This is a genomic window from Acinetobacter sp. 1207_04, assembly GCF_052850415.1.
This window is the reverse complement of sequence record NZ_VXCQ01000004.1, coordinates 42,118-65,586: the sequence shown is the minus strand read 5'-3', so window position 1 is coordinate 65,586 and position 23,469 is coordinate 42,118. Positions and strand designations below refer to the sequence as shown.

Annotated in this window: 21 protein-coding genes, 6 tRNA genes and 1 other RNA gene; 11 read left to right on the top strand and 17 right to left on the bottom strand. The window is 38.1% G+C overall.

The window, feature by feature from the left end:
* Positions 1-8: 8 nt before the first annotated feature.
* The 9 genes from rplY to FW754_RS04765 form a co-directional block, all read right to left on the bottom strand.
* Complete coding sequence (rplY, locus tag FW754_RS04805; RefSeq protein WP_409512419.1) at positions 9-305, bottom strand: 50S ribosomal protein L25; 297 nt, start codon at positions 303-305, stop codon at positions 9-11.
* 98 nt (positions 306-403) lie between these two features.
* Positions 404-1,357, bottom strand: a complete 954-nt coding sequence (locus FW754_RS04800) for a ribose-phosphate pyrophosphokinase (RefSeq protein ID WP_409512423.1) — start codon at positions 1,355-1,357, stop codon at positions 404-406.
* 37 nt (positions 1,358-1,394) lie between these two features.
* Positions 1,395-1,469, bottom strand: a tRNA-Gln gene (locus FW754_RS04795).
* Positions 1,470-1,560: 91 nt separating this feature from the next.
* A tRNA-Gln gene (locus FW754_RS04790) sits at positions 1,561-1,635 on the bottom strand.
* 28 nt (positions 1,636-1,663) lie between these two features.
* Positions 1,664-1,738 (bottom strand) — tRNA-Gln (locus tag FW754_RS04785).
* Between the two features lie 38 nt (positions 1,739-1,776).
* A tRNA-Gln gene (locus tag FW754_RS04780) sits at positions 1,777-1,851 on the bottom strand.
* A gap of 4 nt (positions 1,852-1,855) precedes the next feature.
* Positions 1,856-2,695: a 4-(cytidine 5'-diphospho)-2-C-methyl-D-erythritol kinase gene (gene ispE / locus FW754_RS04775; RefSeq protein WP_446324017.1), complete on the bottom strand. Its 840-nt coding sequence runs from the start codon at positions 2,693-2,695 to the stop codon at positions 1,856-1,858.
* Positions 2,696-2,722: 27 nt separating this feature from the next.
* The gene (gene lolB / locus FW754_RS04770) at positions 2,723-3,328 is read right to left on the bottom strand and encodes a lipoprotein insertase outer membrane protein LolB (protein ID WP_446324016.1); all 606 of its coding nucleotides are present in this window, start codon (positions 3,326-3,328) and stop codon (positions 2,723-2,725) included.
* Between the two features lie 8 nt (positions 3,329-3,336).
* The gene (locus tag FW754_RS04765; RefSeq protein ID WP_446324015.1) at positions 3,337-5,049 is read right to left on the bottom strand and encodes a tetratricopeptide repeat protein; all 1,713 of its coding nucleotides are present in this window, start codon (positions 5,047-5,049) and stop codon (positions 3,337-3,339) included.
* Positions 5,050-5,127: 78 nt separating this feature from the next.
* On the opposite strand from FW754_RS04765, the gene hemA reads away from it, so the two are divergent.
* On the top strand, positions 5,128-6,414 hold the full coding sequence (gene hemA / locus FW754_RS04760) for a glutamyl-tRNA reductase (RefSeq protein WP_446324014.1): 1,287 nt from the start codon (positions 5,128-5,130) through the stop codon (positions 6,412-6,414).
* A 131-nt stretch (positions 6,415-6,545) separates the two neighbouring features.
* Here the strand turns inward: hemA and FW754_RS04755 are convergent, their stop codons facing one another.
* Both FW754_RS04755 and FW754_RS04750 read right to left on the bottom strand, forming a co-directional pair.
* Entirely contained in the window at positions 6,546-8,465 is a 1,920-nt protein-coding gene (locus FW754_RS04755; protein ID WP_446324013.1) for a DNA primase, read from the bottom strand.
* A gap of 158 nt (positions 8,466-8,623) precedes the next feature.
* A complete protein-coding gene (locus FW754_RS04750; protein ID WP_409512069.1) occupies positions 8,624-9,667 on the bottom strand; it encodes an outer membrane protein assembly factor BamD in 1,044 nt (347 codons plus the stop codon).
* 71 nt (positions 9,668-9,738) lie between these two features.
* Here FW754_RS04750 and rluD point away from each other — a divergent pair, with 71 nt between their 5' ends.
* The 4 genes from rluD to FW754_RS04730 all read left to right on the top strand — a co-directional run bounded on the left by rluD (position 9,739) and on the right by FW754_RS04730 (position 14,134).
* Positions 9,739-10,788 carry a 23S rRNA pseudouridine(1911/1915/1917) synthase RluD gene (gene rluD / locus FW754_RS04745; RefSeq protein ID WP_419348149.1) on the top strand — a complete coding sequence of 350 codons (1,050 nt, stop codon included), beginning with the start codon at positions 9,739-9,741 and terminating at the stop codon, positions 10,786-10,788.
* A 109-nt stretch (positions 10,789-10,897) separates the two neighbouring features.
* Positions 10,898-11,638, top strand: a complete 741-nt coding sequence (pgeF, locus tag FW754_RS04740) for a peptidoglycan editing factor PgeF (protein WP_409512071.1) — start codon at positions 10,898-10,900, stop codon at positions 11,636-11,638.
* 40 nt (positions 11,639-11,678) lie between these two features.
* On the top strand, positions 11,679-12,236 hold the full coding sequence (locus tag FW754_RS04735; RefSeq protein ID WP_446324012.1) for a flavodoxin family protein: 558 nt from the start codon (positions 11,679-11,681) through the stop codon (positions 12,234-12,236).
* 407 nt (positions 12,237-12,643) lie between these two features.
* Entirely contained in the window at positions 12,644-14,134 is a 1,491-nt protein-coding gene (locus tag FW754_RS04730; RefSeq protein WP_446324011.1) for a hypothetical protein, read from the top strand.
* Between the two features lie 67 nt (positions 14,135-14,201).
* Here FW754_RS04730 and smpB read toward each other — a convergent pair whose 3' ends face one another.
* Positions 14,202-14,678, bottom strand: a complete 477-nt coding sequence (gene smpB / locus FW754_RS04725) for an SsrA-binding protein SmpB (protein WP_446324010.1) — start codon at positions 14,676-14,678, stop codon at positions 14,202-14,204.
* Positions 14,679-14,817: 139 nt separating this feature from the next.
* Between smpB and coaD the strand changes: the two genes are divergently transcribed.
* The 4 genes from coaD to FW754_RS04705 all read left to right on the top strand — a co-directional run bounded on the left by coaD (position 14,818) and on the right by FW754_RS04705 (position 16,125).
* Positions 14,818-15,309, top strand: a complete 492-nt coding sequence (gene coaD / locus FW754_RS04720; RefSeq protein ID WP_409512075.1) for a pantetheine-phosphate adenylyltransferase — start codon at positions 14,818-14,820, stop codon at positions 15,307-15,309.
* 1 nt (position 15,310) lies between these two features.
* Complete coding sequence (locus FW754_RS04715) at positions 15,311-15,574, top strand: YfhL family 4Fe-4S dicluster ferredoxin (RefSeq protein ID WP_409512076.1); 264 nt, start codon at positions 15,311-15,313, stop codon at positions 15,572-15,574.
* A 26-nt stretch (positions 15,575-15,600) separates the two neighbouring features.
* Positions 15,601-15,976, top strand: an RNA gene (gene rnpB / locus FW754_RS04710) — RNase P RNA component class A.
* A gap of 72 nt (positions 15,977-16,048) precedes the next feature.
* Positions 16,049-16,125: transfer RNA gene (locus FW754_RS04705), tRNA-Met, on the top strand.
* Between the two features lie 107 nt (positions 16,126-16,232).
* Here the strand turns inward: FW754_RS04705 and FW754_RS04700 are convergent.
* A complete protein-coding gene (locus FW754_RS04700) occupies positions 16,233-16,637 on the bottom strand; it encodes a hypothetical protein (RefSeq protein WP_446324009.1) in 405 nt (134 codons plus the stop codon).
* Positions 16,638-16,798: 161 nt separating this feature from the next.
* On the opposite strand from FW754_RS04700, the gene FW754_RS04695 reads away from it, so the two are divergent.
* Positions 16,799-16,875, top strand: a tRNA-Met gene (locus FW754_RS04695).
* A gap of 353 nt (positions 16,876-17,228) precedes the next feature.
* Here the strand turns inward: FW754_RS04695 and FW754_RS04690 are convergent.
* From FW754_RS04690 to FW754_RS04675, 4 genes are all read right to left on the bottom strand, one after another.
* Entirely contained in the window at positions 17,229-18,293 is a 1,065-nt protein-coding gene (locus FW754_RS04690; protein ID WP_446324008.1) for a hypothetical protein, read from the bottom strand.
* Positions 18,294-18,298: 5 nt separating this feature from the next.
* Positions 18,299-19,924 (bottom strand): NAD+ synthase, encoded by a 1,626-nt coding sequence (locus tag FW754_RS04685; RefSeq protein ID WP_446324007.1) that lies wholly within the window; start codon positions 19,922-19,924, stop codon positions 18,299-18,301.
* Positions 19,925-20,342: 418 nt separating this feature from the next.
* On the bottom strand, positions 20,343-20,855 hold the full coding sequence (locus FW754_RS04680) for a hypothetical protein (RefSeq protein WP_409512080.1): 513 nt from the start codon (positions 20,853-20,855) through the stop codon (positions 20,343-20,345).
* A gap of 78 nt (positions 20,856-20,933) precedes the next feature.
* Positions 20,934-21,761, bottom strand: coding sequence for an alpha/beta fold hydrolase (locus FW754_RS04675; protein ID WP_446324006.1), 828 nt, complete (start codon positions 21,759-21,761; stop codon positions 20,934-20,936).
* 327 nt (positions 21,762-22,088) lie between these two features.
* Between FW754_RS04675 and FW754_RS04670 the strand changes: the two genes are divergently transcribed.
* A complete protein-coding gene (locus tag FW754_RS04670) occupies positions 22,089-23,048 on the top strand; it encodes a metal-dependent hydrolase (protein ID WP_446324005.1) in 960 nt (319 codons plus the stop codon).
* Positions 23,049-23,469: the final 421 nt, after the last annotated feature.

Below are 23,469 nucleotides of genomic sequence, written 5' to 3'. Positions count from 1 at the left end.
TTGAACACTTATGCGCGTTTAAAGTCAGCGTGCATAGGTGTGTTTTTAGCAGGGTGACGTTGTAAAGCTTGGATTTTAACGCTTTCAACTTTACCATCGATGTTGATTTCGATTACTTCTTCAAAAAATTCTTTGCTTTCAAGTGCTTTAACAAGTTGACGAAGTGTTAGAGTCACAGCTACAGGTTCAGCAGCACCACCATAGATGATTGCTGGAACTTGTTCTTGAAGACGAAGGCGGCGGCTCGAACCTTTCCCTTGAACTGCTTCTTCACGTGCTACTGCATTTAATACGAAGTTTGCCATGATAGACATCCTAATTTAAGTTAATTGACTGAACTCTCGACCAGTCCAGTGATAGAAAGCCCTATCTTCAAGATAGGGCTTCGAAAATTTCGCGCTAATTATAGATAAGAATCGAACATTGCGCTAATAGATTCTTCGTTGTTAATACGACGAATTGTTTCAGCAACCATGCTGGCAACTGAAACTTGGCGAATCTTACCAAGTTTAAGAGCTTCTTCTGAAAGAGGAATGGTGTCTGTTACAACCAATTCATCAATCACAGAATTTTTCAGATTTTCAAGGGCTTTGCCTGAAAGTACTGGGTGAGTTGCATAGGCAACTACTTTACGAGCACCGAAAGTTTTCAATGCATCAGCAGCTTTACACAACGTACCTGCGGTATCGACCATATCATCGACAATCACACAATCACGGTCACGTACATCACCAATCAAATGCATCACTTGTGATTCATTTGCTTTTTGACGGCGTTTATCGATGATTGCAAGATCGATGTCACCCATTTGTTTTGCAACAGCACGTGCACGAACGACACCGCCAACGTCAGGTGAAACCACCATCAAGTTGTGATGTTGTTGTTGACGTAAGTCAGCAAGCAAAGCAGGTGTACCGTAGATGTTATCTACGGGAATATCGAAGAAACCTTGGATTTGGTCAGCGTGCAAGTCGATCATCACAACACGGTCAATTCCCACCGTCGTTAGCATATCTGCAACAACTTTAGCGGTAATAGGTACACGAGTTGAACGAGGACGACGGTCTTGACGCGCATAACCGAAGTAAGGAATCACAGCAGTAATACGACCAGCACTTGCACGACGCAATGCATCAGCCATTACCAAAACTTCCATTAGGTTGTCATTGGTAGGGGCACAAGTTGGCTGAACGATGAATACGTCTTTACCACGCACATTTTCAGTAATTTCGACAGTGATTTCACCATCAGAAAATTTACCTACAGCAGCAGCTCCCAAAGGGATGTGCAAGTGGCTAACGACTTTTTGGGCGAATTGTGGATGCGCAGACCCACTAAAAACGACAAGATTGGGCATGAAGCACCCTTGGCGGTTGGCAGATTTTAAAAATAGATGGCAGGGGCGGCTGGATTCGAACCAACGGATGCCGAGATCAAAACCCGGTGCCTTACCACTTGGCGACGCCCCTAATGCGGCAGAACTTTACTATTTTGACGACTACATGTCAAGGTAAATTGAAATGTAATTGAAAAGTTTGCTCTGTCTTTTTTGAAGATAGATGGCAGGGGCGGCTGGATTCGAACCAACGGATGCCGAGATCAAAACCCGGTGCCTTACCACTTGGCGACGCCCCTAATTTGATGTGTTGTTTTTTATAAGTAATGGCAGGGGCGGCTGGATTCGAACCAACGGATGCCGAGATCAAAACCCGGTGCCTTACCACTTGGCGACGCCCCTATTACTTAGGTGAAACAAACATCTACAGATGAAAATGATGGCAGGGGCGGCTGGATTCGAACCAACGGATGCCGAGATCAAAACCCGGTGCCTTACCACTTGGCGACGCCCCTATCATTACACTTTAAACTGAATTAGTGGAGATTCATTCAAACTATTGACCAAATAGGCTTTATAGGGAGAATGATTTAACACTTCACTTACATTCATTTTTTCAGTGACTTCAACAAAAACACAAGCACCTGTACCTGTAAGCTTTGCTGTACCGAACTGATCTAAGTACCGCATCGCTACATCAACTTCTGGATATAAACTTCGTGCCACTGGCTCAAAGTTGTTTCCAAAACTGGATGGCTTAAGCTGATAGGCGCAAAATTTAGTAGGCTTTGTATCTCTTGTCAATGTTTTTTGTGAAAATAGCTGTTGGGTGCTGATAAAACACTCAGGTTTGATGATTATGTATTGTTTTTGATCTAAGTCTATGAATGATAAGTGTTCACCAATGCCTTCTGCCCATGCATTGCGTCCATGAACAAATACAGGTACATCCGCACCGAGTTGCAGACCTAAAGCAGCCAATTGATCAATACTTAATCCGCATTGCCAAAGTTGATTGACGATTATGAGGGTTGTTGCTGCATCAGATGAGCCACCACCAAGTCCTGCACCCATTGGAATATTTTTTTCGAGGCGAATATTTAACCCTGTTTGTGCTTTAGCAAAGGGTTTAAGTATTTCGACTGCTTTGTAAATTAAATTTTGCTGTAACTCAACGCTGTTTAATCCATCAATGTGAATGGCATCATTTTCACTTGAATATTCTGTTTGTTCAAATTCAAGCCAATCGAACAAATCAATAAGCTGAAAAATAGTTTGTAGCTCGTGATAACCATCTGCACGACGACTGGTAATGTGCAAAAAAAGATTCAGTTTGGCAGGGGCAGGGACTCTGATCATGGATGATATATTCGATATAAAGGTGAATTAACGATTTTGTATTACCATTGTAATACGGTTTTCTTTACCACCTTCAAGTTGCTGTTTTAAAATTAACTTGTTGGGTAATGTGGCTTGATCGGCATAACTCAATGTAACATCCCAGCCATCTTCCTGAATTTGGTTGATACGTTGAAAGTCATCTTTGTTGATCTGTGCATCAGTCGTCGCAGGGCGTGCTTGTACCCAACTCACAATATGCCTAATTGGGGCAATCCAGCCTGTTGCTCGTTCAAGTAGTTCTTCTGGACTATCCGCAGTAATTTCGCCTGTTTTAGAGCTGTTTAAGGTCACCTGATTGGCATCACCTTCAATAATGGTTTTCCCAATACCTAAAATTCCAGTGAGTTGTATTTCGAATTTTTCTGCATGTTGCGTCCATGTGAAAAATGCACTGCCTGATTGTTGCGGGGTTTTAACGCCGATTTTACCTTGAAGATCAAAATTATTCTGAATGACTTCAGATGTACCAGACTCTGTGCCGAGTGGAGGTGTTACAGGTTGAATCGGTGCTTTAGTCACAGTTTGACAACCACTGAGGGCTAAGCCTGAAACAGTGGTTAAAATAAAAAGGGTATGGCGCAATGATGGCATGAATGAAATTAACTCTTTTTGCTGTGAGGGACTAACAATAACGAATCAAGTTGTTGTAATTGAGGATCGTCAGGTTGATTTTGTTTTATTTTTTGTAAAACAGATTCAAACTCATCTAGTGCACCTTGCATATACAACGCTTTGGCATAGCGTACGCCAATGGCATTGCTACCGCTGATTTGCCATGCTTTAGCGAGGACTTGAGCTGATGTATCAAAATCATTTTGTAAAAATGCAATATAACCCAAGGTATCTAAAATAGAGGCTTGATCGGGTGCAAATTCAAGTGCTTGTTCTGCATACTGTCTAGCCTCATCTAAACGTTTGTTTTGTAAGGCAAGTGTATAGGCGTAAGCGTTGAGATATGTGGGGCTGTTCGGCTCTAAAATGAGTAGTTGATGTAAAGAACGATCAAGTTGTTCACTTTGAGTAAAGGGATCTAATAGTAAGACTTCTGAATATAAAATTTCAGGATCATCGGGTAGATTTTTAACAGCCTCAGTCAAAAGTCGCAATGCTGCTTTTTTATTGTTCATCCGTTTTAAAATTTCAGCTTGTGCCTGATAAAGAAAGCTCGCATGTTGCGGATAATTGACTCGTTCCTGTGTGAGGAAACGTAGAACATCATTGAGTTTATTTTGTTTTTCATAAATCGAGATCAAGTTACGCCGAGAAACGGTATATAAATTTCCATCGACCAAACGATAATAGGCTTTTGCTGTTTCTAGATGCTCTTTACGCTCAGCATTGACTGCTAAATAATAATAGGCTTCATTTTGATAACGTGCCGAATAACGCAGTTCAACTAAGTATTGTTCAGCGAGATCGTATTTTTTCAAATCAATCGCGGTTAAACCTGCAATGAACAGAGCTTCCTCTGCATCAGGCCATGTTTTGATGATTTTTTCGAGTTTTTCGAGTGCTGACTCAGCTTGATTGGTCTTAATTAAATAGCGAACTTCAGCAAGGCGTACTTCTAAATTATACTTATGCTTTTTACTACTTGTTTCGTACCATTTGAGCGTGGCTTTATCATCGCCTAAAGCCATAAGTAAATTGGCTTTCATGAGGATAAAGCCTGTTACTTTAGGACGTTTTCGGAGGGCTTTATTGACGGTTTTTAATGCGAGTTCAATCTCATTGTTCTGTGCTTCAAGACCCGCAATTAAAATTAAAACAGAAGGATTTTCTCGCTCTTTACTGGTGCGTAAAGTGTCAAGTAGGTTTTGACGATCTTCTTCAGACTCAGGTGAAATACCTTCTAGAATTTTTTCTAAGTCAGCATTGGCATCGAGGGTTAAAATACTATCGAGTGTCTCGGCAGCAAGTTCATATTCGTGTGATTTTAGCGCAATATGTGCCAAATAAAATTTGGCAGGAACGTCTTCTGGTTCTTGAACAACCCAGTGAGTGGCAATATCGAGTGCAGATTGTAAGTCATTTTGTTCAATCGCAATATTTAAAGCACGTTGTTTAACTGAAGTTGAATTACTACGAATTGCCAAGACGGTATAGTTGTGCAATGCTGTTGCAGTATCATGGTAAGCCAATGAAAATTCAGCAATCATGCTTTGTTTAATGGCATCTGTATTTGAACGAGCATGAGAAAACTGTTCGGATGCTCGGATATGAGCACTCGAAGCCATGCTACCGACAAGTAAGAATGTGGTAGAATACTGTCTAATTGTCGTGCCGGTACTTCGGCTATTCATTTGACGCAATTTTTGTTTATCCAAGTAATGCTTTTTATGACACCTTTATTGCACAATAGCATAATTTTAGTGAATTGATGATCTGATATGTCTTTCTTTGCATTGGGCGTCAATCATCAAACTGCTTCAGTTGAGCTTCGAGAGCAGATCGCTTTTAATCCTGAGCGACTAAAAACGTTGCTTGCGGAGCAGAGTCAGTGCGCCCATTTAAATGATATGGTCGTGGTTTCTACCTGTAACCGCACAGAAGTCTATGCCATGGCAGATAATGCCGATATGGTATTAGATTGGCTCGCCCAAACCAATGGTGTTGATGTCAAACAACTTGCCAATCATGTTTACCGCTATGAAAACACCGAAGCTGTTTCACACTTAATGCGTGTTGCAAGTGGACTCGATTCACTGATGCTAGGTGAGCCACAAATTCTAGGGCAAGTAAAAACAGCATTATCACTTGCCAAAGATGTTGATACTGTTTCGCAAGATTTAAATAAAATTTTTGAATATGCTTTTTATGCTGCCAAACGAGTGCGCTCAGAAACAGCAGTAGGAAGTCATGCAGTTTCGATGGGTTATGCGGTTGCACAGTTAGCATTACAAGTCTTTAGTAAACCTGAAAAATTGACAGTGATGGTCGTCGCTGCAGGGGAAATGAATAGTCTTGTTGCTAAACATTTAGCAGAAATGGGTGTGGCTAAAATTTTGATTTGTAACCGTGGGCAGGAACGTGCTGAAGCATTGGCACAAGAAATTTCTCATCGTGTTTCAGTAGAAATTATTCCATTTGATGAACTTGCAAACAATTTACACCGTGCAGATGTGATTTGTAGTTGTACCGGAAGTTTGCATCAGGTGATTGCTTTTACAGATGCCAAAGTGGCTTTAAAGAAACGTCGTTATCAGCAAATGCTTATGGTCGATTTAGCTGTACCTCGTGATATTGACCCCAAAGTAGATAGCCTAGATGGTGTCTATTTATATGGTGTAGATGATTTGCAATCGGTGATTGATGACAATCTCGCACAGCGTAGACAAGCAGCTGTAGAAGCTGAAATAATGGTGAATCAGTTAGTGACACAATTGGTGACACAACAAAAAATTCATCAGGCAGGTGGCGTGATTAGTCACTATCGTGAGCACGGAGAACAACAGGCACAGGAAGAGTTGGCTTTTGCTTTGGAACATTTAAAAGCAGGTGAGTCAGCAGAAAAAGTGCTTGAAGACTTTGCACATCGTTTGACACAAAAACTTTTACATCCAACGTCTATGTTGTTACGTAATGCGGCGCAAGATGAAGATCCATCGCATTTGGAATGGTTGCAAGAACATCTGAGTGAAATTTTTGATCATCAGCGTAAACCAAAATCGCATTAAATTTTTGATTGATCTATAAGAATAAGTACAAAGAATATGCAATATAATAAAAAGCTTAATCATAATAAATTTATGATTAAGCTTTTTATTATGACTCGTCTTTTTATCAAGCCAATAAGATGATCTATAATTTAGCTTAATGTCAGTTTTAGCCCGATCCGTTTGGTGAGGTTATTGAGCTGTTGACGTAAATTACGCTTTTCAATCAGTGTAGTCGATGCCTTTATTTTTAAACGTAGATATTTTTCTTGTAAAGCAAGTGAGTATTCAGAGGCTAGATTATCTGCGATTTCGGGTGCATCAATGAGTGTTTCAATGTTGGTACGTTGAATAATCGCTGCAAGTTCATGCTGATACGCACTACACGCACCTAAAATGTAGTAGGTTGCGAGTTCTTGGTCATTGGGTAAGTGATCAAAGATAGTGTCAAAAATAGCTAAAATATGCGACAGTAGCTCATCTGTTGGTAGTAATGCACGTAGCACTTCAAAATGAATGTATAAAAATGGATGATGCATCAATGTAGCGATTGCAAAGTCTTCATCACGCATACTGATGTTGAATGACAGCGATGCATCAACGCTAGCGGGTGGTTGCCATTTTTTGTTAAAACCAAGTTTTTCTCTAAAAAACTGACGTAATAAATAAAGATATGAACCCTGTTTAGGAAGGAGCTCAACCAGTGGGTTGAGCTCAGCCATTACCTGACTTTTACCTTCAGGCGTGGTGATGTCATAATTTTGACTGAGCAAAGCAAACATAAAGTCTGATAATAGTGGTGAGCCTTGCCAAAGTTTATGAAAGGTTTCGATGCCTTCTTTACGAATTAGAGAGTCAGGATCATGCTCTTTAGGTACAACAAAGAACTTTAATTCACGACCATCATTGAGTAATGGCAGTGCAATTTCAAGTGTTCGCCGTGCGGCTTTTTGTCCTGCAGCATCACCATCAAAGGCAATTGTAATTTGATTATTTTGCTTAAATAACGTGGTTAAATGCTCAGCATTACTTGCTGTACCGAGTGTTGCCACTGCACCATAAATGCCATATTGCTGTAGCGCAATAACATCCATATAGCCTTCAACCATCAACCATTGATTGGCTTTTTGCTTACGACCTTCAAATAGACCGTATAACAACTGATTTTTATGAAAAACTTCGGAGTCAGGTGAGTTGATATATTTAGGTTTTATTTCATCATTCAGCGCACGACCACCAAAGCCAACGACACGACCTTTGACATCACGAATGGGGAAAATGACCCGTGCACGAAGTAAATCAAACTCTCGACCATTGTCACTCGTACGAATTAAGCCAACCAGTTTGAGCCCTTCAATATCTTGAGGAAAGGCTTTTTCAAGATGTTGCCAATCTTCAGGGGCATAGCCTAAGCGCCAATATTGAATGGTTTCAGAACTGAGCCCACGCTTTTTAAAATATTGCTGTGCAATTTTGCTCTGTGGTAATTGTTTCTCGTAAAATTGAGCGACATTTTCAAGTAAATCGTAAAGATTTCCTTCCTGTTGTATTTGTAGCTCAGCATTGAAATCATGCTCATACATGCCATCATAATCAGGCGTGTTTTGAAAAGCCTCAAAAGGATCGATCTCAAAAAAAGATGTTGATGATATATCTACAGGTTGGTTTTGCGGTACGGTTTTTTGAGCACTGCTATTTTGTGTGTTGTTATTTGCTGTAATCTGTGTCTTTGGTTTCGGTGCTTCACGTTTATACGATAGCTTTTTATTATCGACATTGTCTTTTGGCAGTTCGATACCAGTTTGGCTCGATAAATCTTTCATCACATCAATAAAGTTGCGATGATCAATATCCATCAAAAAGCGAATGGCATTACCGTTGGCTTGACAACCAAAACAATGGAAATACTGTTTGTCTTGATAGACATGAAACGATGGCGATTTTTCCTGATGAAAAGGGCAGCAACCTGAGTAGGTACGTCCTGTTTTTTTCAATTTCACACGCTGACCAATAAGATCGACAATATCTGTACGATCAAGAATTTGGTCAATAGTGTGCTGAGGAATTGCCATAAATATAAAGCCGAATGAACAAAGTTAAATTGGGATGGTCAGTTTAACAGAAAAAGAGTTCAGCCCATAAAACAAAAAAGACAGGTATATTGCCTGTCTTTTTTTGGTACTTATTTTGAACAACGATGTTTTAAATCACCATTGAATGCATCGAATGTTTAATTCTGCGGTCGTTGTTTGTCATATAGACTTTCACCCGCAGGTGCATAATCACTTGGTGCTGTACTTTGATCAGGACGATCAAGTAAACCAAAACTCATACGATTTAAAAAACTTGGATCTGTGCTTTGAGTACTCGGTGCTTTTGTACCACTATTCACTACAGTTTCTGCTGTATTTACGTTTTCAGCTTTTTGACCCAAAATACCAAGCGTTGCTTTATTCCACCAACTACCTTCATTACGTGCAGCACGTAAATTCACTTCGCCATTAGATTTAACCAAGCGAGGATAGTTGAGTTTGAGTGTTTCAATATATTGTTGAGCTGTTGCTTTATCGCCTAATTTTTCATAGCCATAAGCCATTGTTGCCAAAGCTTCTGGTATTTGTGGAGATTGTGGATAATGTTCAATCACCCACTGAGCGCGTTCAATTGCAGCCAAATATGCTTTACGTTTTATGTTAAAACGTGCGGTATTCATTTCACTTTCAGCAAGTTCCTGACCAATGAATTTCATCCGTTGCGCAGCATCTACAGCATACTGACTACTTGGATAACGGCGAATAAAATCGACAAAGTTCTGATAAGCGACTTTCATATAGCTGACATCACGGTGCGATTGTTGCAATGATGTATAACGTAACAAGCTATCGTAGTTCATTTCCATATTTGCCACACCACGAATGTAATACGCATAGTCAGCATTTGGGTGTTGTGGATTTAAACGAATGAAACGATCTGCAAGGGCAATTACGCCTTCATAATCTTTTTGCTTAAATTTTGTATATAAAAGTTCAAGCTGTGCTTGCTGTGCATAATTCCCCGTTGGGTAATATGTATCAATGGCTTCTAATGATTTTACAGCATCGCCATATTGCCCTTTACTGAGGGATTTCATCGCACTATCGTAATAAATTTTTTCACTAGATTGTGGCCCAGTGTCAACGATCTCTTTCTTTGGATTACTGCTACAGCCGACTAAAGCCATTGCTAAACCCAAAGATACAGCGAGCATCGTAACTTTATAACGTGGTAGCGACATAAAAATTCCTCTGTTTATACGGGCAATAGGCTACAATTGCGCTATTAAACCACTTTTGTCCGAATGAGCAAATGACTTCAGCACAATCTTCTAATTCTAACTTTTCAGAAAATGACTTCTTACTCGAAGATTCTGAGGATGCAGATAATCATAATTCCGCTTCAACTGCAACACGTTTATCGTTGCAATTTCAACTGGATGAAAGCTATCTAGGGCAACGTATTGACCAAGTGGCAGCACTAGTTTGGAATGACTTTTCTCGTGAAAAACTCAAGCAATGGATGAAAGACGGCCATTTGTTGGTAAATGGTAACATCGTTAAGCCAAAATATAAGTGCGAAGGCACTGAAATGTTAACGCTTGAAGTTGAACTTGAGGTACAAACTGCAGCGCAGCCTGAAAATATTCCATTGAATATTATCTATGAAGATGACGATATTATGGTCATCAACAAGCCTGTTGGTATGGTTGTACATCCAGGGGCGGGTAATCCGAATGGTACACTTGTCAATGCCTTGCTCTATCACTACCCAAAAGCTGCCGAATTGACGCGCGCAGGTTTGGTACATCGTATCGATAAAGACACAAGTGGTCTTTTGGTTGTGGCTAAAAATCTCGAATCTCAGTTTTCACTTAGCAAACAATTGGCTAGAAAAACGGTTTACCGTATTTATGATTTAATTTGCTATGGCAACATTATTGCGGGTGGCACCATTGATGAGCCGATTAAACGCCATCCTGTAGACCGCATTAAAATGGCGATTCTACCGGGTGGACGTGATGCGGTAACGCATTTTAATGTCAAAGAGCGTTTTCAAAACTTTACTCGTGTGCAGGCGCAACTTGAAACGGGACGTACCCATCAAATTCGTGTGCATTTTAGTTATTTAGGTTTCCCATTGGTGGGTGATCCTGTGTATATGAGCCGTGTAAAAGTGCCCGCAGGCGCATCTGAAACCTTAACGGATGCATTGCGTGGCTTTAAACGTCAGGCATTACATGCAACTAAACTGGGCTTAGTTCATCCTAAAACTAAAGAGGAAATGATGTTTGAAGCGCCTTGGGCTGAAGACTTCACTGAATTTTTGGAAATTTTACGTACTGAAAATAAAGCCTATTGATACATAGTTTGAATGTAGGTTTGGAATGCCATTCAATGAAAATGGCATTTTGAAAAGGACATGGATAACATCAATTGGGATGCATCCATCACATCATCAGGAGATTGATATGCAATTTGTTCAAGGGTTGCCGAAAGGGGTCTATGTAGGGCAAACACAGATTCAACATGCCAAAGCATTAGAAACAGAACAGCCTGAACTCGCAGGATTTAATCTTGCATTGCATGTCAATGACTTGCCTGAACGTGTACAGCAACATCGGATGATTTTACTCGATGATTTTGCTGAATACGGTGTGAATAAAATCACTTGGATGACTCAAACACACAGTACTATTTGTCATACAATTAATAATGAAATATGTTTTGAAGCCTTAATTGGCGATGGTTTGGTGACACAGTCTGCGCAACATGCCTTAATGATGATGACAGCCGATTGTTTACCTATAGTTTTAGGCAATGCTGATGGTACAGAAATTGCCAATTTACATGCAGGTTGGCGTGGTTTAGCAGGTGGTATTATTGAAAACACCATTACTGAAATGAAGAGCCAGCCGACTTGGGCATGGATGGGAGCGGCGATTAGTCAACCATGTTTTGAAATTGGTGCAGAAGTAAAAACGGCTTTTTGTCATAAATATCCTGAACTTGAAACTGCGTTTAAAGCAGGTGAACAGGATGGAAAGTTCTATGCAGATCTTTATGCAATTGCTCGTTATATTTTAAATTTACAGGGTATTACAATGGTATTGGGTGGCGATCAGTGCTCTTATGGGCAAGATCAAGACTTTTATTCATATCGCCGTGATGCCAAGACAGGGCGTATGGCAACATTCGTCTTTATGCAATAATTAATGTTAAACTGAACTAAATTTGTTTATTTTTATTGATATGTCCTTATCTTCCCGTTCAGTTGCAATCGTTTATCACAGTCCCTATGGTCATACTGAAAAAGTTGCACAATATATTGCACAAGGTGTAACTCAGTCAGGAATGACTGTGCATTTAATGCAAATTGATGCGGTTGATTGGGGCGCTTTAGATCAATCAGATGCGATTGTTCTCGGCTGTCCAACGTATATGGGGAGTCTGACCTCAAATTTAAAACAATTTATGGAGCAGTCTTCAAAGCGTTGGTTGGCACGCTCATGGCAAGGTAAACTTGGAGCAGCGTTTACCAATGGAGGTGGATTAAGTGGTGATAAACTAGCAGTTTTACAGCAAATTAATCTTTTTGCCATGCAACATGGTATGTTATGGACAGGCTTACCCATGATGCCAACAGGGCGTAGTGGGACAGATTTAAACCGTATGTCGAGTTTTCTAGGCTTGATGACTCAATCGGACAATGCATCTGCTGAAGTAACACCACCATCGGGTGATTTAGAAACAGCAAGGTATTTTGGTGAGTATATTGTTCAAGTCTTAAATAGAATAACCCCATTATGAATAATCTTACATGAGATCAATGAAATAAGTGGTTAATCATTATTGTATGATTCAAAATATCAATATATGAAAAGCGAGGATTATCCTCGTTTTTTTGTTCTTATTTGGTTGTCAGATAAGTGGTATGTCATAAAATGCTAATAAGAAAAATTAAACAATAGATTGTTAAAACTTTAATTCAATTGAAATTTTATCAAATAAATAATTTTTAAAGATGTGTGTTTAAGAATAAAGCGTGATTGGATTATCAATTATGTGTTTTCTTGCCAATGCTGATGTTATATTGTTGCTTGATAATTATTCAATAAAACTAAAATTAAGCTATAAAAATAAAATGGAGTGTTATTTTAATGGTTAGACATACAACATTTAAACTTTCATTTTGCGCTTTTCTCGTATTGGGAGGGATGCAAAATACTTTCGCTGATGCAAAACAATTAACTGAATTATCTGATAAAGAAATGTCACAAGTAGAGGGGCAAGCTTTAATGAGTCTGTCTTATCTTGCACCGACTGATGCTAAGAACCCAATGAAAAATATTACGGGTAATAATATTGGGTTTTATAAATTGGGGATGGAGGCTGAACTTGAGCTTAATGCCAATATTAAAAATCTACAATTGGGTTGTGGTGGTGTAAATGGTGCAGGTGCTTGTGATATTGATATTAAAAATCTAGCCTTGAGTGGTTTGCCTAGTTCTTATGACGGCAATGGCGTACCTGTATATGACAACGGACGTGCAGCAACGAGTGGGAAAATTACCAATCCATTTATGGAGTTTGCAATTAGCAACCCGATGTCATCTTCAACTCGCGAAATTAAAGGTCTACGCTTTAGTGCAGAAAAAATTAACGCCTTACTTTCTGCAGGATTAGAAAATAATTCAGTTGCATCTACAACAGACGGGATTCAACGATTAAGTGGATTTATGCAAATTGCGGGGACGACGGGTACAGCCTATACACAACAAACTACATTTGGTCTAACTCAGACTCAGCAATTGGGTGGTGTAGCAAGATTATGTGTAGGGTTAATCGGGGGGTGTGGATTAGCCGATACCGATATTAATTTTAGCAGTAAGCCAACATCTACAGCTTCAACAGGGATTACAGTTCCTTCGGTTTCAACAGATTTCACGATTAATCCATTCACGATTAATGGCACACGCCAGACAAAAGCAATGGTGAATGACATTAGAACAGTATTGAGTAAAATTCCAATTGCAGCTGATAGTGCAGGGCAATACTCATCGAGCTTATTTACAAATGATGTTTTGGAAGTCGATTTGAATTGTAATAACGTGAGTGGTCGAGGTTGTGGTCTTATTACAGCATTGAAAGATACAGCCAAATTTAAAATGGGCAAAGATTCAGCGATTACAAATTTAAATTTAAGTATCGACTTTGAACAATCTTTAAGTATGTTTCACAATATTCCATTAACAGGTACAGGCGGATACTTATCTTTACAATCTATTGCATTATTGTGGCCAGGAGCAACTGTGAGTACGGCAGATGCTGGTAAGATCAGTCTAAGTCAAATGAGTGGTAATACTGATGTGGCACAAAAAGGGTGGTGGATGTCTTTTGCAGATCCAGTACAACTTGGTAAGTTAAATGTTACACAACCGATTATTCTTGATGATGCAATTTTAGCTCAGGTTGCTCAACGCGTTACACAAACCTTAACACCTGATTATGTCAATAAGCCTAAAGCCAATGCCAGATATTTAACTGATGTAATAAGTTTATTGGCAGATAACCCACTAACATCAACAATTCAAGCTGACTTAAATTCCTCTACTTTAGTCAATCCTGTCTATTTTAAGTTACAAAATCAACAATTGGGTAACCAAAAAGTAGTATCGAACTGCTATGGTGGTTTAAAGTTTTGCTAAATTGATTATCTAAAAACAAAAAAACTCCGAATTTTGGAGGTTTTTTGTTTGAAAGAGTGATTTAAAATTACTTGTGAAATAAACGGGCTTTATCACGTTGCCAGTCACGGTCTTTTTCAGTTGCTCGTTTATCATGCAATTGCTTACCTTTTACCAAAGCAATTTCAAGTTTCGCCAAACGACCCTTCCAATAACATGCAAGTGGAACGCAGGTATAACCTTTTTGGTTAATTGCGCCCATGAGCTTTTCAAGTTCACGGCGAGAAAGAAGCAGTTTACGTGTACGTGTCGCTTCAGGTACGACATGTGAAGATGCCGTTAACAATGGTTGAATTTGAGCACCAAAAAGATACGCTTCATTGTTTTTAAAAGTAATATAACTTTCAGTGATGGTCATGCGTCCAGCACGTAACGATTTGACTTCCCAACCTTGTAGTGAAAGTCCTGCTTCAAATTTTTCTTCAACGAAATAATCGTGGCGTGCACGTTTATTCTGTGCAATTGTGCCACCATTATTTTTTTTAACGACAATATTTTTCGACATAATACAAAAATTCCAGGAATGTCTTATTGTGCCTCAAACTTGCTCCGAGGTGAAGTCATTTCAATTGTCGTAGATAGTTCGCTAAGTGCATAGTTTTTGATAAACTATAAGTATACATAACAAAGCAGAGTACAAATGGATGTCTAAAACTCGTGTCATCTATCCAGGAACATTTGATCCAATTACCAATGGTCATGTTGATTTAGTTGCCCGTGCGGCAAGAATGTTTGATGAAGTTGTTGTGGCGATTGCCATTGGACATCATAAAAATCCTGTGTTCAGTTTAGAAGAGCGGGTTAATTTGGCAAAAATATCACTTAAACATTTGCCTAATGTTGAGTTTGTTGGCTTTGATGGTCTGTTGGTTAATTTTGCTCGTGAACAAAATGCTACAGCTGTGTTACGTGGTTTGAGAGCGGTTTCTGATTTTGAATATGAATTTCAGCTTGCAAATATGAACCGTCAATTAGACCATCATTTTGAAACGGTGTTTTTAACACCATCTGAACAATTTTCTTTTATTTCTTCAACGATGGTACGTGAAATTGCTCGTTTAAAGGGTGATGTTAATAAGTTTGTACCACCCTGTGTTGTAGAAGCTTTTGCACGTAAACATCAACAAGGCTGGTGAAGTGTCTTTAATCATTACCGATGAATGTATCAATTGCGATGTCTGCGAACCTGTGTGCCCAAATGAAGCGATTTTTATGGGCGCAGAGATTTATGAAATTCATCCAAATTTGTGTACTGAATGTGTAGGTCATTTTGATCAACCGCAATGTGCATTATTTTGTCCTGTTGACTGTATTCCGAACGATCCTGATCATGTGGAAAGCCAAGATGAGTTAATGGATAAATATAAAAAGTTAATTGCTCAAAAAAGCACAAGCAATTAAGTAAAAAATTTGGTAGCATACGCCCCGAAGTGAGCCAGACGATCGCTGCTGTGTAGATCTCCGTGATTGAAACAGGGGAGGAAAGTCCGGGCTTCGTAGGGCAGGGTGCCAGGTAACGCCTGGGCGGTGTAAACCGACGGCAAGTGCAGCAGAGAGTAGACCGCCTTCGTATCGTTTCTTTTCGGAGAAATGGAAGGTAAGGGTGAAAGGGTGCGGTAAGAGCGCACCGCGTGTCTGGTAACAGTTCACGGCAAGGTAAACCCCACCAGAAGCAAGACCAAATAGGAATCCTGAGGCACGGCCCGTGCTGGATTCGGGTAGGTCGCTTGAGCGTATGAGTGATTGTACGCCTAGAGGAATGATCGTTCTCGACAGAACCCGGCTTATCGGCTCACTTCGTTAAATTTTGATCAATTAGACGCAGAAGTACTTGACGTTAATGCAAGGAAAATACATAATGCGCGCACAGTTTACGGCTATGTAGCTCAGTTGGTTAGAGCACCGCACTCATAATGCGGGGGTCACAAGTTCAAGTCTCGTCATAGCCACCATTTTTATAGACCACGTTTCATAACGTGGTCTCTTTTTGTCTGAAATTTGAGTTACTTAAAATTATTAATGCAAATTATGATTCATTTTAAAATATATTTTAAAAAAATTATTCACATTGAATCATTGAACTATCAAGTTTGATCTTCGGAAATTCTTGCTCATATTTTTTTAAGATTTTTTCTTTTTGTTGTTCATCAAAAATTTGATTTTGTAATTGATCTATTTGTTTAGCACTGAGATGTAGATGCGCACAATGTAGTGCAATTGAATTTTCTTTACTAATCCTCAATTTTTGGTCATCTGGAATTGTGTCGATACGAACTAATTTTTGCTGAGCTTTACTGAGTTGAGCCATACTTCGTTTTTGCTGCATACTCAGGAGTTGGTGATTGTTAATCCATTTTGCCACATCCATACGTACACCATTGTAATCGACAAAAATGGGGCTAATGAGCTGACAAGCACCAAGCATTGGAATAAACATGGCAATAAATAAATATTGAATACGCATAAGATTATCTCGTTGGATTATTTTACTATTGTGCATCGTCTTTAGAGTAAATATGTATTAATTTTAAACATTTGATTGTTGGTTGTTTAAACTATGATCATTGTGTTTAAACAAGACTTGACGCATGGAGCAGAAATTTAGATAATGCGCCCACAGTTTACGGCTATGTAGCTCAGTTGGTTAGAGCACCGCACTCATAATGCGGGGGTCACAAGTTCAAGTCTCGTCATAGCCACCATTTTTATAGACCATGCTCACTGCATGGTCTTTTTTTTGCATTATTTTAAAATTAAAAATATTGTTTAATATTCGTCGGATAGACTCAATTTACTTAGTAGTTCGTTTTGTCAGCGAGTAAAATTTTTAATTGAATGCGTTCGCATTGTTCAGTGCTTAAACAAAAATAACCATCAATGACGGTTCGTCATCGTATTCTTCCAAAGTGTCTATAATTGCAAGATATAGGTGGTTTTTTCTTAATAAATTTGCCTGTTTTTATATATCTTGTATATGTTATTGGGCATTGATCATTAAATTCATGATTCAAATTTTTAAAATAGGTTATTGTTAAAAAAATAAAAACTTTAAATACTATTCAATAGATTTGTTTGAAGCCAAATAGTTTTCAATGAATTGTTGCGTCGCTTGATTGTGATAGAAAGGTGCAATCAGCGATTGAATAATGTCATCGAGAAGGTTGTGCGTATCGAGAGCACCCAAGCAATACGGTATAAAGCGATCTGCTTCTATAAAAAGGTCATTTTCATTTAACCCAACAGAATGCAATAATGCTTGTAGGCTGTATTCGCCAAAATACTCATAAAATGCTGCAACAACATTCAAAATGAGGGCTTGCATGAAATCAGTTTGGCGTAGCTCTTTCCATGTTTCATAAACTAAAATAAAGAACTCTTCAAAGTCGATAGACTCAACTTGAGAAAGCATTTCTTTGAGCGAGTGTTGTTTCACTTCATCCCAAATATAGGTTGCAATATCTGCTAAATCTTCAGATGGTAATAAAATGATTTGGCTGACTTGTTTGCGAATAGCAGTTGCAAGTTGTTGTTCGAGCTTTAGTTCAATATTTTGTTGTTGATCCTGAATGAAGCTTAGTACTTTACTTCCAATATTGCTTTGTTTGCTATTGTATTGGCGCAGTTGATTGAGCCAAGGAGTATTACTTTCTAGAATTTGATTGGCAAGCTGTAAGCTGACATGTTGAATTTGGGGGTTATGTTGTAAATTGTCTTGAATATAATCTTTGAGTTGCTCTAATTCTAAAATTTTAAATAACCATAATTCAAAACTTTCATCGGACAATAAGTCATGCAAAATAGTATGACTGTTGACTGAAAATTTATGAGTCTTTTGAGCGACAAAACCAATAAACTCAAGAATGTCAGCACCTAAATTGAGTTTAAAAGCATACTTTTCAACTACAGCATTGAGTTGTTCAAGCTGAATAATATCTTTAAGTAAAATTTGATCTGCATGGCGATAAGATTGAGAAATAAAATTTCGAATATATGTTTTATTTTCAGGCTGTAAGAGTTGTTGTTTGATGAAACGAACTTGCTCAAGCAAAAGTGCTTGAGCAAGATTCTGTGCTAGGTTCTGAGTAAAACCTGTAGGAGAAGGGGAATTACTCATTACCATAGACTTTATACTCCAGCTTTCCAACCATTGACGATTGGGTAGCGACGTTCACGGCTAAATGCGCGTGAAGTAATACGTGGACCAATTGCACCTTGGCGACGTTTATGTTCGTTGCGATCAACAAGAAGAATGACTTTCTCAACTAAATCTTTGTCAAAACCTTTGGCAATGATGTCGTCTTGGCTTTGATCTTCTTCAATGTATGCATACAAAATTGCATCGAGTACATCGTAAGCAGGTAGAGAATCTTGATCTTTTTGATCAGGACGTAATTCTGCAGACGGTGGGCGAGTAATCACACGCTCAGGAATGACAATAGTATCACCGACAGTATTACGGTATTTTGCCAATTCAAAAACAATGGTTTTATACACATCTTTGAGAACTGCAAAGCCACCAACCATATCGCCATACAGTGTGCAATACCCGACAGCCAATTCGGATTTATTGCCTGTAGATAGAACTAAATTACCAAATTTATTTGATAAGCCCATCAATAATGTACCGCGAGCACGTGCTTGAAGATTTTCTTCAGTTGCATCGGCAGGTGAGTTACCAAAGAATGGGAACAGCGTTTGCATAAAGCTATTTACGATAGGATGAATTTCCGCAATACCAAATGTCACACCCATACGTTTTGCTTGCTCAGTGGCATCTTCAACGCTAATTTGTGAGGTATAGGTATAAGGCATCATCACGGCTTGTACTTTGTCTGCACCAATCGCATCAACAGCAATGGCTAAGGTCAAAGCAGAGTCAATACCCCCTGATAGACCTAAGATTACACCTGGGAAGCCTGAGCGTTGAACATAGTCACGTGTTGCCATCACAAGGCTTTGGTAGATTTCTGCCATAGTACCAAGTACAGGAACTGCTTCAGAAAGTTTGTAGGCTTTGTTTTCAATTTGATATTCAGCAATGCTTAAACTTTCTTGGAAACTTGGCGCTCGTAGTGCAACATCACCTGAATTGTTGATGACAAAACTTGTGCCGTCAAAAATTAGATCATCTTGACCGCCAACTTGGTTGGTATAAACCAAGTGCAAGTTAAGTTGCTTGGCTAATTCTTGTAATGTATCAATACGATGTTGTGGTTTACCAACTTCATAAGGAGAAGCGTTGAGTACCAATACTGTTTCAACATTGAGTTGTGCAAGTTGTTGTGCTGTTTGTAGTGACCAAACATCTTCACAAATCAGTACACCAAATTTGTGCCCAAGGTATTCAAAGACAAGGTGTTGATGACCTTCTGTGAAATAACGTTTTTCATCAAAAACGCTATAGTTTGGTAAGTTTTGTTTATTATAAACACCCAAAACTTGTCCATCTTTCATCACAGCGGCAGCATTATGGCGTTGACCATCTTCGGTTTGATTGACAAAACCAAAAACCATCACAATATCTTTTACTGTGGCAAGTTGTTCAAAGGCTTGCTGAGTTCGTTTGTGTAAACTTGGGCGAAGCAGAAGATCCTCTGCGGGGTACCCAAGAACTGATAATTCAGGAAAAACAATCAGTTCAGCATTTTGTGCTTTTGCCGCATTGGCTTGTTCAATCATGCGTTGAACATTAGATTCGATATTGCCGATATACGGTGAAAATTGCGCTAGAGCAACTTTAAAGCTTTTCATTTACAGTTAGTCCTATTCCAATAGGGTTTATACACAATTTGATGATATTTATGGAAATTATTTTTTCAACAATGTGTATTTAGATACAAAAAAATATTAAAATGTGCAATAAGTAATCAAGAAAATAATCAGTAAATCTTTATTTTCTTGCGAGGTAAAAATTACAGACCTTGACTATTCTAACGAAAATAAAAACAGATGCTATCAGTAACTTGCAAGTAATCTGCTAGAAACCAATATATCACTGAATTTATAATATTTTTATATTTATAAATAAAGATTTTTTGTAGAAAAATGCTAAATTTTATTCAGTGATGTTTGAAAATAGAACATTTATGTAAGTGTTAGTTTTTTTACGGGCTTGATGGTCTTTTACGCGAGTTTGTTAGATGAATTGAGGTAATGAATATTTGTGCATTTAGACCACAGATGAATTTGATGTCTTGGTTGATAAAATGATGTTATCAATACGTTTAAGGAAAATATCTCGAGCAATATCACCTTGTTGTTCAATATTATAAGCGGAGTAAGGTTTATTTGTTTTTAACTGATATTTATATGGATTGTATTTCCCAAGGCTTAAATACAGCGCCGATTGAAGTATTGCACCTTTGAACAGAACATTAATTTTTTGTTGGTGTTGGTAGATATGTGCCATTTCATGGATAAACAGTGCTTGATCAATTAAAGGCTGTGTTGAAAAATCGTCGCAATAGTCAGGATCTTTGAGATAAATCCAACCGTCAGGTGCCATACACATCCCAACAGGTTGCCATGGTAGGTATGGGTGATTCATCACAATTACTTGATCGTAATCAATTAAATTTGCAAATACACTTTGGCAAATTTGAATTTCGCCAAGCGTGAGTTTACGCCATTTAAAATTTTCTAAATTAAGCCATTTCATGTAACGAAGAACAAAGTTCAACATGGTTATTGTCAAAGTGTACAAGAGATTCATTTATTATAGAGAAACTGTCCGTTTTAGACAGTCTCTGAAATGCAATTTCTAAACTTGCTCATTTGCTGTGTGATTGAGTTGCGTAAAATCAGTCAATTTTTCTAGGAATTGAGTAATTATAGCTAACACTTCTTCAGGTTTTTCTTTATGTGGCATGTGATGGGTATTTTCCATGATATATAACTGTGAGGGAGCGGGACTATTTTTAATATATTGTTGTGGTTGGTTGAGAGAACCATATTCATCAAGTTCACCGTGAATGACGAGCATAGGACATTGTATTTTTTGTAAATATTCATCTAATGTCCAATGTTTAAATGCTTCAGATAGCCATGTTTCAGTCCAAGCATCTAAAACCCATTGTGCTTTTTCACCATGATATTTTTTTAAGCGATCTAATTGTCCATATTGTTTAAATATTTCCTTAGCTTCACGAATGCCTGAAAGTGTGAGCTCTTCGACCATAGATTGTGCAGACATGGTGATTAATGCTTTGCAACGGTCTTGATAATAGGCTGCACAACAACTTGCCATACCACCACCGACACTATGCCCCATGATCATAAAATTTTGAATATTTAATTGTTGTAAAATTTCAGCAAAAGCCTCAGTCGCTTCAGTAGAAACAAAGTCTACTGCTAAGGTATTGGTGTGGATTGAAGACTGTCCAAAACCTAATCGATCATAAGCAATTACTTTTTGTTCAGTAACCTTTGCCAGTTCTTCAGGAAAATCTCGCCAAAGTTGTACTGAACCTAGTGAATCATGGAGCAGGATAATGGGTGTATCACTTTTAAATCGCTCAGGTTGCCATACTTTTACATAAAGTTTTGCATTCATTGTATTTAGGTCGATCCATGATTCACTTATTTGCATTTTTATCTCTATTTTATCGTTTAAAACGTCTGAATCACCATAACGATTATTTAAAGTACTATTCAAGTAATGTAGCGTGAAAATCATTGTTCTCATGGGTCACGTACAAAAGACAATTGTTTTTTAATATGATTTTAAAAAGACTTATTTGTTAGACAAACTAAAAAAGGCATTTATTGCTAATCAATTGACCTAAATTGCTAAAGGTATTTCAGACGAGATGTTTTAGTTTTGTGGGGAGTGAAACATGGTTTTTCTGAAAGTGTGAGTTTTGGCATTAGCGCAATCAAGTATCCATGACCTATCGAAAAATAAAGAGAATCTCCTATGTTGTTAGTCAAACCAGTCAAAAAAGTATTCGCAAAAATTTTTCCAACAGTGATTCCAGATTTAAAAGATCGCATGGCGGATATTCCTATTCGCCATTTTAATTTCAATTTTAAATCCGAAGAAATTGATGTTAAATTTTTCATGCAAAAGGAGTGGGCGACAGCGTATTTTGCAGCATTGTCGATATTTTTGACCTATGGTGAAGAGTTGGTTATTGAAACTGCACGTCATCATCGTGATCAGATTAAAGACCCTGTGCTTAAACAACGTCTAACTAGCTTAATTGGTCAAGAAGCGATTCATTCAAAAGTTCATGATGAATTTAATGATGCCTTAATTCCACGCAATATGCCTGTGCGATTGTATCGATTTTTGGCAGAGCAAGTATTTAATTACGGGCTTCTGAAATTTCCACAACCACTCAAATTGTCTATGATGGCAGGTATTGAACATTTCACTGCTGTATTTGCAGAATATGCCATGAATAACGAAGAAATATTTACAAGCTCGCTTGATGATAAACAGCGTGGTTTATGGATGTGGCATATGCTTGAAGAGTCTGAACATAAAGATATCGCATACGATACTTATCAAGTACTTTCAGCAAACTACCCATTACGTGTAGCAGGCTTTTTTATTGCATTAATTGTATTGGGTGTAGGTGTAGGGGTGGGTGCATTATTCCTTCCATTTTTACGCCATCCATTAAATACTGTCAGCCCAAGTTTTTGGAAAGAAGCTAAAGGGAGTTGGGATTTATTATTCGGTTTAAAAAATGGGGTTTTTGGAAGTAGCTTAGGACATATATTTGATTATTTACGTCTAGATTTCCATCCTAACGATCATGATACAACTACACTATTGGAGCATTACAAAAAAGAATTGCTAGATCCTGAAACAGGGACTTTAACTCCTTTTTTTGTGAAAGAGTTTACTCCACCAATACGTTTATCCTAAATTGACTTAAGTGATGATAAAGCCCAAATATAAAATTTGGGCTTTATCATTTAGGGAGTTTGAAATTCATTTATATGCATTTTTGTATTAGGTAGATTTGATTATTTTGCCGAAATACTGAGGTTGTAATAATAGTCATGTTTGTATCAAAAAAAGTCGTTTAGATTATCTTGATCGCTAAATGATGAATACATTTGAGGTAATTTCATAGAATGTCAATTCAGCTAACTTTTTAATATTAGCTGTATTTAAATTTATCAAATGAGGTCAATTATTGTTATTAAGAGCAAGTAAGAAGACGATTGTCTAACAGTTTGGTTGAATAGGCATAAATTGCTAATGTATTGACCTAAATTGCTAATGGTATTTCATAAACCTTAGCTTATTTTTATTATAACAAAGTAGATTTTTTACTCAAAAG